Origin of the sequence: Rahnella ecdela, assembly GCF_019049625.1 — a bacterium.
Lineage (GTDB): Bacteria > Pseudomonadota > Gammaproteobacteria > Enterobacterales > Enterobacteriaceae > Rahnella > Rahnella ecdela.
Window position 1 is genome coordinate 91,464 of the sequence record NZ_JAFMOY010000125.1, and the last position, 11,297, is coordinate 102,760.

General features: G+C 51.5%; 15 protein-coding genes and 1 pseudogene. 10 read left to right on the plus strand and 6 right to left on the minus strand.

Translation table 11 applies throughout. From position 1 onward, the window contains the following. The first annotated feature begins 32 nt into the window (after positions 1-32). Both cheA and cheW read left to right on the plus strand, forming a co-directional pair. Positions 33-2,048 carry a chemotaxis protein CheA gene (gene cheA / locus J1784_RS12080; protein WP_217149504.1) on the plus strand — a complete coding sequence of 672 codons (2,016 nt, stop codon included), beginning with the start codon at positions 33-35 and terminating at the stop codon, positions 2,046-2,048. Between the two features lie 82 nt (positions 2,049-2,130). Then, positions 2,131-2,628, plus strand: a complete 498-nt coding sequence (gene cheW, locus J1784_RS12085) for a chemotaxis protein CheW (protein WP_095922337.1) — start codon at positions 2,131-2,133, stop codon at positions 2,626-2,628. A 550-nt stretch (positions 2,629-3,178) separates the two neighbouring features. Here cheW and J1784_RS12090 read toward each other — a convergent pair. The 6 genes from J1784_RS12090 to J1784_RS12115 all read right to left on the minus strand — a co-directional run bounded on the left by J1784_RS12090 (position 3,179) and on the right by J1784_RS12115 (position 7,260). Beyond that, on the minus strand, positions 3,179-4,324 hold the full coding sequence (locus J1784_RS12090) for a phage integrase Arm DNA-binding domain-containing protein (RefSeq protein WP_217149423.1): 1,146 nt from the start codon (positions 4,322-4,324) through the stop codon (positions 3,179-3,181). Continuing rightward, positions 4,305-4,562 carry an excisionase gene (locus J1784_RS12095; protein WP_217149424.1) on the minus strand — a complete coding sequence of 86 codons (258 nt, stop codon included), beginning with the start codon at positions 4,560-4,562 and terminating at the stop codon, positions 4,305-4,307. Before J1784_RS12095 ends, J1784_RS12090 begins: the two co-directional genes overlap by 20 nt. Positions 4,563-4,605: 43 nt before the next feature. Then, positions 4,606-4,770 (minus strand): hypothetical protein, encoded by a 165-nt coding sequence (locus J1784_RS12100; RefSeq protein WP_217149425.1) that lies wholly within the window; start codon positions 4,768-4,770, stop codon positions 4,606-4,608. Positions 4,771-4,900: 130 nt separating this feature from the next. Beyond that, the gene (locus tag J1784_RS12105; protein WP_217149426.1) at positions 4,901-5,728 is read right to left on the minus strand and encodes a YfdQ family protein; all 828 of its coding nucleotides are present in this window, start codon (positions 5,726-5,728) and stop codon (positions 4,901-4,903) included. Between the two features lie 35 nt (positions 5,729-5,763). Further along, entirely contained in the window at positions 5,764-6,135 is a 372-nt protein-coding gene (locus J1784_RS12110) for a hypothetical protein (RefSeq protein WP_217149427.1), read from the minus strand. 498 nt (positions 6,136-6,633) lie between these two features. Beyond that, positions 6,634-7,260 (minus strand): LexA family protein, encoded by a 627-nt coding sequence (locus J1784_RS12115; RefSeq protein ID WP_217149428.1) that lies wholly within the window; start codon positions 7,258-7,260, stop codon positions 6,634-6,636. Between the two features lie 100 nt (positions 7,261-7,360). On the opposite strand from J1784_RS12115, the gene J1784_RS12120 reads away from it, so the two are divergent. The 8 genes and pseudogenes from J1784_RS12120 (at position 7,361) to J1784_RS12155 (ending at position 11,296) form a co-directional block, all read left to right on the plus strand. After that, entirely contained in the window at positions 7,361-7,570 is a 210-nt protein-coding gene (locus tag J1784_RS12120) for a Cro/CI family transcriptional regulator (protein WP_217149429.1), read from the plus strand. Between the two features lie 25 nt (positions 7,571-7,595). Beyond that, positions 7,596-8,102: a YmfL family putative regulatory protein gene (locus J1784_RS12125; protein ID WP_217149430.1), complete on the plus strand. Its 507-nt coding sequence runs from the start codon at positions 7,596-7,598 to the stop codon at positions 8,100-8,102. A 187-nt stretch (positions 8,103-8,289) separates the two neighbouring features. Then, a pseudogene (locus J1784_RS12130) lies at positions 8,290-8,403 on the plus strand (DUF4222 domain-containing protein); the annotation flags it as partial. Positions 8,404-8,462: 59 nt separating this feature from the next. Then, on the plus strand, positions 8,463-9,470 hold the full coding sequence (locus J1784_RS12135; protein ID WP_217149432.1) for a conserved phage C-terminal domain-containing protein: 1,008 nt from the start codon (positions 8,463-8,465) through the stop codon (positions 9,468-9,470). Continuing rightward, positions 9,467-10,009: a phage N-6-adenine-methyltransferase gene (locus J1784_RS12140; protein WP_217149433.1), complete on the plus strand. Its 543-nt coding sequence runs from the start codon at positions 9,467-9,469 to the stop codon at positions 10,007-10,009. Before J1784_RS12135 ends, J1784_RS12140 begins: the two co-directional genes overlap by 4 nt. Continuing rightward, complete coding sequence (locus tag J1784_RS12145; protein ID WP_217149434.1) at positions 10,006-10,161, plus strand: hypothetical protein; 156 nt, start codon at positions 10,006-10,008, stop codon at positions 10,159-10,161. Before J1784_RS12140 ends, J1784_RS12145 begins: the two co-directional genes overlap by 4 nt. Continuing rightward, entirely contained in the window at positions 10,161-10,916 is a 756-nt protein-coding gene (locus J1784_RS12150) for a hypothetical protein (RefSeq protein ID WP_217149435.1), read from the plus strand. The genes J1784_RS12145 and J1784_RS12150 overlap by 1 nt, the downstream gene beginning before the upstream one ends. Positions 10,917-10,921: 5 nt before the next feature. After that, on the plus strand, positions 10,922-11,296 hold the full coding sequence (locus tag J1784_RS12155) for a RusA family crossover junction endodeoxyribonuclease (protein ID WP_217149436.1): 375 nt from the start codon (positions 10,922-10,924) through the stop codon (positions 11,294-11,296). The last annotated feature ends 1 nt before the right edge of the window (position 11,297 follow it).

The window sequence follows — 11,297 nt, forward strand, 5'->3', positions numbered from 1 at the left end:
CCGCGATTCACAGCAGAGGTGATCACGTGAGCATGGATATTACTGATTTTTATCAGACATTTTTTGATGAAGCAGACGAGCTGCTGGCGGACATGGAACAACATCTGTTGTTGCTTGATCCCCAGGCACCGGATGTTGAGCAGCTCAATGCGATTTTCCGCGCAGCGCACTCAATCAAAGGCGGGGCAGCCACGTTTGGATTTACGGTTTTACAGGAAACGACTCACTTACTGGAAAACCTGCTCGACGGTGCACGTCGCGCTGAAATGAGCCTGAGCACCGACATCATCAACCTGTTTCTGGAAACAAAAGACATTATGCAGGAGCAACTCGACGCCTATAAATCCTCCCGGGATCCTGATGCAGAAAGCTTTGAATATATCTGTGCAGCCCTGAGACAACTGGCCCTCGACGCGCAGGAACAGCGCGAACCTGCGCCGGAACTTCACGTGGTGGAAGATGAACCTGAAGCGACCGCACCTGTCGCAGTAGCAACGCCTGCGGTTAAAGGCGGGATGCGTGTTCGTCTGTCCGGCCTGAAAACGCAGGAAGTGTCTGTCATGCTCGAAGAGCTGGGCAATCTTGGCGAAATCAAAGATCCGGTTCAGACCGCAGACAGCGTAGAAGCCACGCTTATCACCACCGTCACTGAAGACGATATTATTGCGGTGCTGTGTTTTGTGCTGGAACCGGAACAAATCAGTTTCACACAGGCTGCTGTGCCTGCGGTTTCTGAATCCGCACCTGCACCAGCCCCGGTCATCACTGAAACTGCCGCTGTCGCCGTACGTCCGGCACCGGTTCTGACCGCCGTACCAAACAGCGAACCGGCGAAAGCCCGCGCGCCAAAAGCCGCAGAATCGACCAGTATTCGCGTGGCCGTCGAGAAAGTGGATCAGCTCATCAACCTGGTCGGCGAACTGGTGATTACTCAGTCGATGCTGGCGCAGCGTTCAGATTTGCTGGATCCGGTGGTTCACAGTGACCTGCTTAACAGCATGGGGCAACTTGAGCGCAACGCCCGCGATTTGCAGGAATCGGTGATGTCGATTCGTATGATGCCAATGGAATTTGTCTTCAGCCGTTTCCCTCGTCTGGTGCGGGATCTCGCCAGCAAACTGAATAAACAAATCGAACTGACACTGCTTGGCAGCTCTACCGAACTGGATAAGAGCCTGATCGAACGTATTATTGACCCGTTAACGCACCTGGTGCGTAACAGTCTGGATCACGGTGTGGAAACCCCGGAAGTGCGTATCGCCAACGGCAAAGAGCCGACCGGTAACCTGACGCTTTCTGCTGAACATCAGGGGGGCAACATCTGCATCGAAGTCATCGATGACGGTGCCGGTCTGAACCGCGAACGTATTCTGGCGAAAGCCGCGTCGCAGGGCATGAACGTCAGCGAAAATATGAGCGATGAGGAAGTCGGCATGCTTATTTTTGCTGCCGGGTTCTCGACCGCAGAAAAAGTCACGGATGTTTCCGGTCGCGGCGTGGGTATGGACGTGGTCAAACGTAACATTCAGGAAATGGGCGGCCATGTCGAAATCCATTCCCAACAGGGTAAAGGGACGACAATCCGCATCCTGCTGCCGCTGACGCTGGCTATTCTCGACGGTATGTCCGTCAAAGTGGGCGAAGAAGTCTTTATTCTGCCGCTGAATGCCGTGATGGAATCGCTGCAGCCGCTGGCTGAAGATTTGCATCCGCTGGCCGGTGGCGAGCGCGTTCTGCAGGTGCGCGGTGAATACCTGCCGCTGGTTGAACTCTATAACGTCTTTGATGTGAAAGATGCGAAAACTGAAGCCACTCAGGCCATTGTTGTGATTTTACAAAGTGCAGGCCGTCGCTACGCCTTGCTGGTTGACCAGCTGATTGGTCAACACCAGGTGGTGGTGAAAAACCTGGAAAGTAACTATCGCAAAGTGCCTGGCATTTCTGCCGCCACTATTTTAGGTGACGGCAGTGTGGCGTTGATTGTGGATGTGTCTGCTTTGCAGGCGCTAAACCGCGACAAACTGGCAACGGGCGTATCTGCCGCATAACAAGCAAAGCTTCCGGCGGCGTTAATCGTCGCCGGGTGTGAAAACTCAGGCCAATTTAAAGATAAAAGCAAAGGTGAACAACATGGCAGGACTTGCAACCGTGTCTAAAATTGCGGGCGAAACAGTAGGTCAGGAATTTCTGATCTTTACTTTAGGCGACGAAGAATACGGCATCGATATCCTGAAAGTGCAGGAAATCCGCGGTTACGATCAGGTAACCCGCATTGCTAACACGCCTGCATTTATTAAAGGTGTCACCAACCTGCGCGGCGTAATCGTGCCAATCCTCGACCTGCGTGTGAAGTTCGCGCAGGAAGATGTGATTTACAATGAAAACACCGTGGTGATCGTGCTGAACTTCGAAAACCGCGTCGTCGGGATCGTAGTAGACGGCGTGTCCGACGTGCTGTCGCTGAGCCAGGATCAAATCCGTCCGGCACCGGAATTCGCCGTGACGATGTCTACTGAGTACCTGACCGGTTTGGGTTCGCTCGGGGATCGTATGTTGATTCTGGTCGATATTGAAAAGCTGCTGAGCAGTGAAGAAATGGCACTGGTTGATAGCGTGACTAAGATTTAAGTCTTTAACGTCAAGGTCGTGGGCTCGCCGCCCACACTGGCCCAGAGACCCGCAATCGCGCGGGCCTCTGGACTCCACGCTCTTTTCACTCCGCGCTTTCGCAGCCACGACGGACATATTCTGTCACCGCAGCGTGTGGCGCAAAATCTTTCCGCTGTGCGGTGCCCGCCTTTCGGGATTCCAGCCTAAGGTCCGGAACCTCTCAGTCAGCAAGATTTTTGAGCACGCCAGTTTCAATCGAATAAAAGCCTTGTTCTGTTTGTCTCGCAAAATCAAATGCGGATGGGGTGTTGATGGCATATCTGGAATTACCCCTCTTTTTCCTGCCTCCGCTAACTCTTTGATTTTTCTGTATCCCGCTGACCATCAAAAAAAGAGGGTATTTTTGCTCAAACAGGAATAACCTTTTGTAGTTCAACGCCTGAAACAGATAAACCAACAGTTCACTGCCGTACAGGCAGCACATGAATGAAATAACTTACTGTTTTTTCTTTAAATAAATCCCCTCTCCAAAATCCCTCCAAAACTCTTCCCCAAAACCGGCTGATAATTAGACGGCGATGACGATCCACTTCTCCCTGCGCTCGTCATGATAGAGCTCCGTCATCTTCGCTGAACTGTGTCCCAGCAATTCCTGAGTGTGGATCCCCTGCGCTTTATACAATCGCTCAGAAAGAGAACGTTGTTCGTGAAATGTTGGCGGTGTTTTATCCTTTTCAATTTTAATTTTTGCGCAATCACGCGATTCTGCGAATCGTTGTGTCAATGACCCTTCAGCCACAGGTGAACCCAGCGCAGAGCCGCCAACAACTGTTGAATTATGGACAAGATGTTTACTCAGCACCCGGTCGCGACATTTGTTAATCACATCACGAACACTCATGTTGATGGCGTCACATCTCAACGAGAGGGGGATCGCTATCCGGATTTTTCCTTTACCTTTTCCCTGGACAACATGAAGCATGTCATCCCAGATATCAGAGAATTTCATTTTTACTATGTCGCCACGCCGCTGGCCAGTAACTACAGCGAGCAGCATTGCATTGCAGATGTACGGTGATCTGCGTTCTGCTTCGTGATAAATCGCCCACCAGTTCTCGAGCGTGAGTCGCTGTCTGGAGACTTCATCCAGTGGTTTACGTGTGGCCAGTGCCGGATTAAAGCCGGGCGGAACCTCACCGGCAAACTGTGCTTCCTTAAACATATCGATCCATGCAGCTCGCATGACCTGTGCCATTCTTGTTTTATTTGCATCGACATATTCGTTTATCAATGCAGCCATCTCACGTGCGCCGAACTCTTTTAGCAATATGTTTTGAGAACGAGCTGAGAGAAGTTCAGCACATGCCTTGCGCCCCCTGGCAGTAGCTGCTGCCAGCTCTTTTCGCTGCACACGTCGGTCAAGGATGGCTTTGTATTCCTTTACCCATTGCTTTAAGCGCATATTCTGAGCATTTGGTTCGGCTTTTTGTTTCGCAATATCTATCAGGGCGAAAGATTGAGAAGTTAATTGCTCAGCAGTAATGCGATTCATTTCAAGTGCCGCTGCATGCGCGGCATCTGAATCCGTACCAAAACCAATAAACTCCCCCGTAATGGGGTGACGATATTGCCAGTACGTTTTGTTGTTTCGCTTATCCAATTTGCAATATAAGTTCGGTGTTGAAATGTTGTATTTACGGGGTCTTGCTGCCATTAAGTGCTTTCTCCACTAAAGTTCGGGCGCTGGCTGGGAGATGGTTCGATATTTCGATCCGTTCAACCATACCAACAAACCTGGCTTCCTCATCAACAACCCATCGGCGACCTTGCTTAACGGCTGGCGGATATGTTTGCCGCGTTTTCGCAATACGGTGAAGGGTGGCTTTACAGGGAGGTTCTTTGAAGCCATTTGGTCCTGCTGCCCATTCCGCTAAAGAAACTAATTGGCCCATACTATTACTCCACACGTTTAGTTATAGCCGGCTGCACACCGGTTTACTGACTGACCCGAAATCGGCCGTAATATTTCCCAGCTCGCCACCAGAGCATTTTCATACCCGGCGGCATTGCTGGTGCAAACTCAACTGGGACAAACCACAGATTCAGCATTTTTTTCACAAAAAACCGCCTGACGAAATGCGAACGGGTTGTTTCAATCATGGCTGCATTCCTAAATAAGTAATTCCCAGATTTCGGCGTGAGCGAATCCCTTGCCAGCATTGGCAATTAAATTTCAGTAATAACGATTCACTAAATGCCCCAGTGGACTAGGGCATTTAAGGCCGCGCTATCAGGCTTTGAACTCACCGATGAATGTTTCGACTTCAACGTCGGTGAAGTTGGCTTCCAGCAGTTCGCGGAACTCGGTAGCCATCAGTTCTTCAGCCGTTTCCAACTGCACGATGCGCAGAACCAGCACCGGAGCATTGCCGCCGGTCAGCACGCTGTAGCGCAGACGGAATCGGCGTTCTCCCAGCCCTTCATATGGCACGCACTTAAATTCGAATGCCGCAGGCATGACTTCTTTGCTTTTTGCCTCAACGCTTTCCATCACTGAGCGCTTGGCGCCGAAATCACTATCTTCATGATCCGCAGAACTGGATGCTTCGATGGTAATTTTACGGACGCCGCCGATCGCTTTCTTGATGTCCAGCACTTCTCCGTCAGCGGTGAAAGCCATCAGGAATTCAGACCAGTCTTCGAGCCACTCGGCCAGATCCTTCTGTGAGTTTTTATCGCCATTGATGTTCAGCAAAGCTTGGAATGGCGCAGTGCGTTTCAGTTTCAAAACTGCGATGTTATCTGCGTGACCTGGTGCAGTCAGAGTGCCGAGGTTAAACACCGTCACCGCCGCCATGTTGTCAGCATTGATGAAGCTGCGGACGCCTTCGCCTGCGTAATCTTTGCAGTAACGGGAGAAGTCCAGAATGCTGGCGGTTTCCATTTTGCCGCGGAAGCGGAACCGGCGATCTTGCAGGTTTTCCAGTGAATGAATACGGACTGATTCCGGCAAAGCAACAGCTGGACAGTCAGCGGAGGAGAGGCGTTCTTCCAGAAGAGTCGAGAAAGCCATATCCCGCACTTCCTTGATTGCTGATGCGTCTAAAACTTGAGACATAACAATTTCCTTTTATCGGAGAGGTTAAACGATGCTTATCGTGCGTCGCGCAGTTTGCCGTCAGGATCACCTGCGATGGTGAACAGCTGGCCTTGGTCTTCCTGCATGATGGACAGCTTGCCGCCTTTGCCCACGTACATTGGGGTTTCGGTGGTGTCTTCTTCAGACGATTTCCCGCGCGGCGTAGGTGCTGAGAATTTCAGTTTGTGAGCAAGCATCACACGTTTTTCTTCCATCGAATTACTAATCCGGGAAACATCAATCTCGATGGTCACTTTGCCTTTACCACCGTTATTAAGAACACCCAAAGCGGCGGTATTCAGCGCGGCGGCGATTTTGTTTTCGAAAATACCGGCGTCCAGTTCGGAGAGAAACTCCGGGACGTTGGTCATACGACTTTCAGCCATTTTCATGCCCTCGTTATCGCGGCGCACACCGCGGGAAATTACTCACACACATAGACAAGGGTGGCCGGTAAAGCACAGGGCGTGCTGGGTGGGTACCAGCGGCCCTTGTCTATGTCTGCGAAAAAATTGGCGGTGGTCATGATCAGAACATTATCTTCGCTCCCCCTGATGTTGGATGGTTGAAGAGTCATGCCACCGCCGAAAGACAACTACACACAGCAATTATCGAGGTTCCACGTCGATCTGATTGGGCGGCGGGAGTTGAACCCACAACAGGGTAAGGAGCCCTGCCATCACCGGATGCTTACCACAACGGGAAGAACACTGGTTCTGTGGTCAGATCGGGTTGATGGTAAGTGAGTCCCTCAACCCCCAGTGTCCTTCCCGTTGTGCTGTAGTTAGAATGAATCTAACTTAACTTAGTTTTATGGTCAAGCGGAAAACCAAACTAAACTTAGTTTAATTTGGTTTGGAGATTGTCAGGAATTTAGAGAGGGACTAAAGGTCGTATTGTACGCCTTTGACAACACCGATGATGGTGCAGTTACCGTTGATCGGTAAGTTTGGATAGCGAGGATTCAAAGGTACCAAGAATTTCTGTGGCCCATCTATAACCAATTTCTTAACGGTTGCCTCGTTTGTGCCATCTATTCTGGCAACAACGATTTTCCCATTAACAGGTTCTGCCTCAGGGTCGACGATAACCGTGGCACCCTGGGGAATGGTCGGGAGGCCATTGGGATTTGTCATAGAATCCCCTTTAACTTCTAAAGCGAAAGAATTACCCGACACTCTAAGGGATGTCTCAATCCATCGCTCTATATCTGCGAAGGTTTCAGGTGATTTTGACTCTGTGAAAGCACCTGCTTGGACCCATGAAATGACCGGTAGGCGCCGCATTCTGGTGATTAGCTTATCTTCAAACTCAGTGCCGTAAAGTACGTATTCAATCGACGTGTTGAAAAACTTAGCCAACTTAGAAAGAGACTCACCACTCGGCACGTTCACGTCTTTTTCCCAATAACCCACCGCCACGTCACTCACGCCGCAGAATTTGCCCAGATCTTTCTGGGATGTTTTTGTCACCTTTCTTAGCGATTTTATCCGCTGGCCGACCGTTTCCATCTCACCACCATGAATTAAATAAAGCTAAGTAATCTTAGTTTTTATTGACCTAATAAAGATTAGTATTTAATATCTAACTTAACTTAGTAATGGAGGCGATATGACCACAGACGACATCGAAAAACACTTCGGCAGTGCAGAGAAAGTTGCCGCCTTTTTTGGGATAACCAGCGAGGCCGTCTATCAATGGCGTAATCGCCCCGGGAAGTTAATCCCGAAAGGACGGGCAGCCGAAGCTGCATACCGAACCAAGGGAAACCTTCAGTTCAAAGCTGAGCTTTATGAAAAGACTACAGACTCAGCTGCCTGAGCATAACTACCGAAGGAAATAAGAAATGGTAGACCTGAAATCAGTAGTTAAAGCGATGTGCAAAGCCTATCCCGGTGGTCGGTCTGCAATGGCTGGCGCTTTGGGAATGACTGAAACGCAGTTCAACAACAACCTATATGAAAAAAACGGCTGCCGGTTCTTCGAAATCGTTGAGCTGGAAGCTATGGAAGACATCAGCGGTACAAATCACATGGCGGATTACTTCGCCCAGCGCCGGGGCGGCTTTTTCGTAGAAATCCCAATTCGCGAGGAACTGGACCACGTTGACCTGTTTATCAAAGGGGTAAAGGTTGCCGCTAAGAGTGGAAAGGTCGATCAGCAGATAAATATTTCGATTGCAGACGACGGGGTGATTGATGAAGGCGAGAAGGCAGAAATTATGGATCTTCATCGTAAGCATTTAGCTGCCCGCGATGAGTATGTGAAGTCAGTGGTGGCTTTGCATGAAAAGGTTGACGCCTCAGGAGTGCAGGCCCGAGGCGTCGGTGGTTTAACTAAACGTGTGGAGTAATTAAACGCATGAACAGTCTACTCGTAAAAGCTGGCGTTCCGCAAATGCGCTGTAAGTCAGTGACTGGCGGAGCCGCGTGCTCTTTCTCGTATGAAGTGATGATAGGTAACCGCTGGATGCCGTGCAACTACCAGTTCGCGGCGTGGTGGGTAGGTTACGTCCGCCAGAGCAGCCAGAAGGTGACGGCATGTCTGAAGAAATCCAAAAACTGGACAGGCGTTACAAGGATTGGCGGGGCGTTGTGGTACACGTCGTGGGCTTCGACAGAGCAGGGGATCGCGTCATCTTCATGCGCGCCGGTTAGCCGCATGAGTGCGCCCAGCCTACTGAACAATTCCGGCGAAAGTTTAAGAGGGTCTTATGAGCGTTAAGTTATCCGCATACGTCTGGGATGGTTGCGCTGCTGCCGGTTTAAAAATATCGGCGGTGGCCATCATGGCGCGCCTCGCTGACTTCAGTTCTGACGAAGGCCTGTGCTGGCCGTCGATCACCACCATTGCCCGCCAGTTGGGTGCAGGTGAAAGCACTGTGCGCACTACGCTGGGCAAACTTGAGGCTGACGGCTGGATCACCAGTACCCAGCGCCGCAAGGGAAACCGCAATACGTCGAACATGTACCAGCTGAATATTGCGAAGCTTCGTACTGCCGCTGAACCGTCAGATTCTGACACATCAAAATCTGACGCATCAAATTCTGACCGGTCAAAATCCGACGCATCAAAATCGAACACGAATACCGGTTTTCACCCGCCAGAATCTGGGGGGGATCCGTTAGTAAATTCAAAACAAGATCCATCAGATAATAAAACCTCTTGTCAGCCTGCTGCGCAGACCGACGCCGAAGTCGAAATTACTGATCAGGCTAAACAGGTTCTGAACTACCTGAACCTGGTCACCGGCTCCCGCTATCAGGTCAGCAAATCCTCACTGGATAACATCCGCGCCAGACTGCGTGAAGGCTTCACCACTGAAGAACATCAGCTGACGGTTGATTACATGCATGCCAAATGGGGCGGCGATCTGGAAATGGCCGAGTACCTGCGACCGTCCACGCTGTTCCAGCCTTCAAAGTTCCCTGGCTACCTGGAAGGTGCCAACGCTTGGAATCGTGCAGGCCGACCAGCCCGCAAAAACGGAAAGTGGGACCGCGGTGAAGTAGCTGTTGATACCTCACAGCGTGATTCAGCTTACCGCAGGTTCATCAGTGGCGTTGCGGCGGCCAAAACCCCGAGTGATTTGGAAAAACTGGTTTGTACCGAGGCAAGTAAGGCAAGTGTGCGCGGCATGCGCAGTGATTTCGCGATCAGCACCTGGAATCGCATCTGGAAAGAATGCGTCCAGCGCCAGCAGGGAGTGAAAGCAGAATGACTTCTGAATTCGCAAGCACCACACCGATCGAGCACAAAGACCGCTGGCAGACGCCGGTTGAAGTCTTCACGGCACTGGATCTGGAGTTTGGCTTCTATCTGGACGCCGCCGCCGACTACCAGAACGCGCTGTGCGCCCGATATCTGACAGAAGCTGATGACGCGCTGGCCGCTGATTGGGAAAGCTACGGCGCAATCTGGTGTAACCCGCCATACAGCGCGATCACCCCGTGGGTTGAGAAGGCCGCCGAACAATGCCGCGCCCAGCACCAGCCTGTTGTGATGCTGTTGCCTGCTGACACATCAACTGGCTGGTTCTCGCTGGCGCTGACCACCGCCGACGAAATCCGGTTTATCACTGATGGCCGCCTGTCCTTCATCAATGCCGGTACCGGCAAGCCAGGGAAGAACGGCAACAGCAAGGGCAGCATGTTGGTTATCTGGCGCCCGTTCATCAAGCCGCGCGGCCAGTTCACCACGGTTTCACGTGATGTCCTGATCACTGCTGGCGCTGATTACCTGCAGGAGGTGGCCGCGTGAACGAATTCCAGAAAATCTGGTTTGATGCTTACAAAGGCTGGCTCAAGGCGGTCTCCCCTGAGGGGGAGCTGCATCCCACTAATTACACCGCCGCGCGGGAACATGCTGATGCTGTGCTGACCAGCCTGCTTAAAGCAGGGGAGATGAGCTGATGATCCACTATCACGGCGGACCTATTACTCCGGATACCTGCGCAATGAAGGCATGGTCAGCTGGCCATGCGTTTATCTCTTATGCGAATTCCAGCCAGATAGGACTGGCCTCGGAAATCTGCCAGTCATTCGCATTGGACAATGGTGCGTTCTCAATTTGGAAAAAAGCAGGGAAGAACAAAATCGACTGGTCTGATTATTACGACTTTGTTGAACGCTGGAAGAATCACCCCGGTCTGGATTTCGCAGTCATTCCTGATGTTATCGATGGCGGTGCCGCTGAGAATGATGCTCTGCTGGCTGAGTGGCCACACGGTAAGTTCGTCGGCTGCCCCGTCTGGCACATGAATGAAAGTGAAGACCGCTTTATCCGGCTTTGTCATGAGTACCCACGGGTGGCGATCGGCAGCTGTGGCGAATATGACGTCAAATCACCACTCAAAGCCGTGGCCCGCATGAAGGACATAATCCGTCACGTTGTGGATTCTCATAGCCGCCCTATCACTAAACTGCACGGCCTCCGCATGCTGAATAAGGACATCTTCACCCGGCTACCGCTGGCGTCTGCAGACAGCACTAACGTGGCTCGCAATATCGGAATTGATAGCGCATGGAAAGGAACCTATTCGCCTCAGTCGAAAGAAACCCGCGCTTATGTGCTGGCTGAGCGCATTGAATCCTTCAACAGCACCGGGACGCTGGAATATTGCGAAGTCCGGGATCGCTTCAACATGCAACTGCAGATGGAGGTCTGAAGCTTATGCGACTGGTTTTGCCATTCCCGCCAAGCGTCAACGGTTACTGGCGCTCCACCAGAAAGGGCGTGCTGATCAGCGAGAGAGGGCGGATCTTCCGGTCGAACGCGCTGGCTGCAATTTACCAGCAGTTGCGCAGCCGACCGACGGCACTACTGACCGAACTGGATGTTCATCTGGTTCTCTACCCGCCGACCAGGGCGAAACGCGATTTAGATAATTTCCAGAAGGCGCTGTTTGATGGCCTGACCCATGCGGGGATCTGGAAAGACGACAGCCAGGTCAAACGCATGACAGTTGAATGGGGACCGGTTATCAAAGAAGGGAAGGCAGAAATAACGATTACTGATTTCAAACCCACCGGTGTGCAGCCGGTTTAAC

Bases quoted from the DNA above. Each gene is read 5' to 3' on its own strand.
- cheA (WP_217149504.1), top strand. From the start codon at position 33: ATGGATATTACTGATTTTTATCAGACATTTTTTGATGAAGCAGACGAG.
- cheW (WP_095922337.1), top strand. From the start codon at position 2,131: ATGGCAGGACTTGCAACCGTGTCTAAAATTGCGGGCGAAACAGTAGGT.
- J1784_RS12155 (WP_217149436.1), top strand. From the start codon at position 10,922: ATGCGACTGGTTTTGCCATTCCCGCCAAGCGTCAACGGTTACTGGCGC.
- J1784_RS12105 (WP_217149426.1), bottom strand. From the start codon at position 5,728: ATGTCTCAAGTTTTAGACGCATCAGCAATCAAGGAAGTGCGGGATATG.
- J1784_RS12095 (WP_217149424.1), bottom strand. From the start codon at position 4,562: ATGGGCCAATTAGTTTCTTTAGCGGAATGGGCAGCAGGACCAAATGGC.
- J1784_RS12150 (WP_217149435.1), top strand. From the start codon at position 10,161: ATGATCCACTATCACGGCGGACCTATTACTCCGGATACCTGCGCAATG.
- J1784_RS12090 (WP_217149423.1), bottom strand. From the start codon at position 4,324: ATGGCAGCAAGACCCCGTAAATACAACATTTCAACACCGAACTTATAT.
- J1784_RS12110 (WP_217149427.1), bottom strand. From the start codon at position 6,135: ATGGCTGAAAGTCGTATGACCAACGTCCCGGAGTTTCTCTCCGAACTG.
- J1784_RS12135 (WP_217149432.1), top strand. From the start codon at position 8,463: ATGAGCGTTAAGTTATCCGCATACGTCTGGGATGGTTGCGCTGCTGCC.
- J1784_RS12140 (WP_217149433.1), top strand. From the start codon at position 9,467: ATGACTTCTGAATTCGCAAGCACCACACCGATCGAGCACAAAGACCGC.
- J1784_RS12120 (WP_217149429.1), top strand. From the start codon at position 7,361: ATGACCACAGACGACATCGAAAAACACTTCGGCAGTGCAGAGAAAGTT.
- J1784_RS12115 (WP_217149428.1), bottom strand. From the start codon at position 7,260: ATGGAAACGGTCGGCCAGCGGATAAAATCGCTAAGAAAGGTGACAAAA.
- J1784_RS12125 (WP_217149430.1), top strand. From the start codon at position 7,596: ATGGTAGACCTGAAATCAGTAGTTAAAGCGATGTGCAAAGCCTATCCC.
- J1784_RS12100 (WP_217149425.1), bottom strand. From the start codon at position 4,770: ATGATTGAAACAACCCGTTCGCATTTCGTCAGGCGGTTTTTTGTGAAA.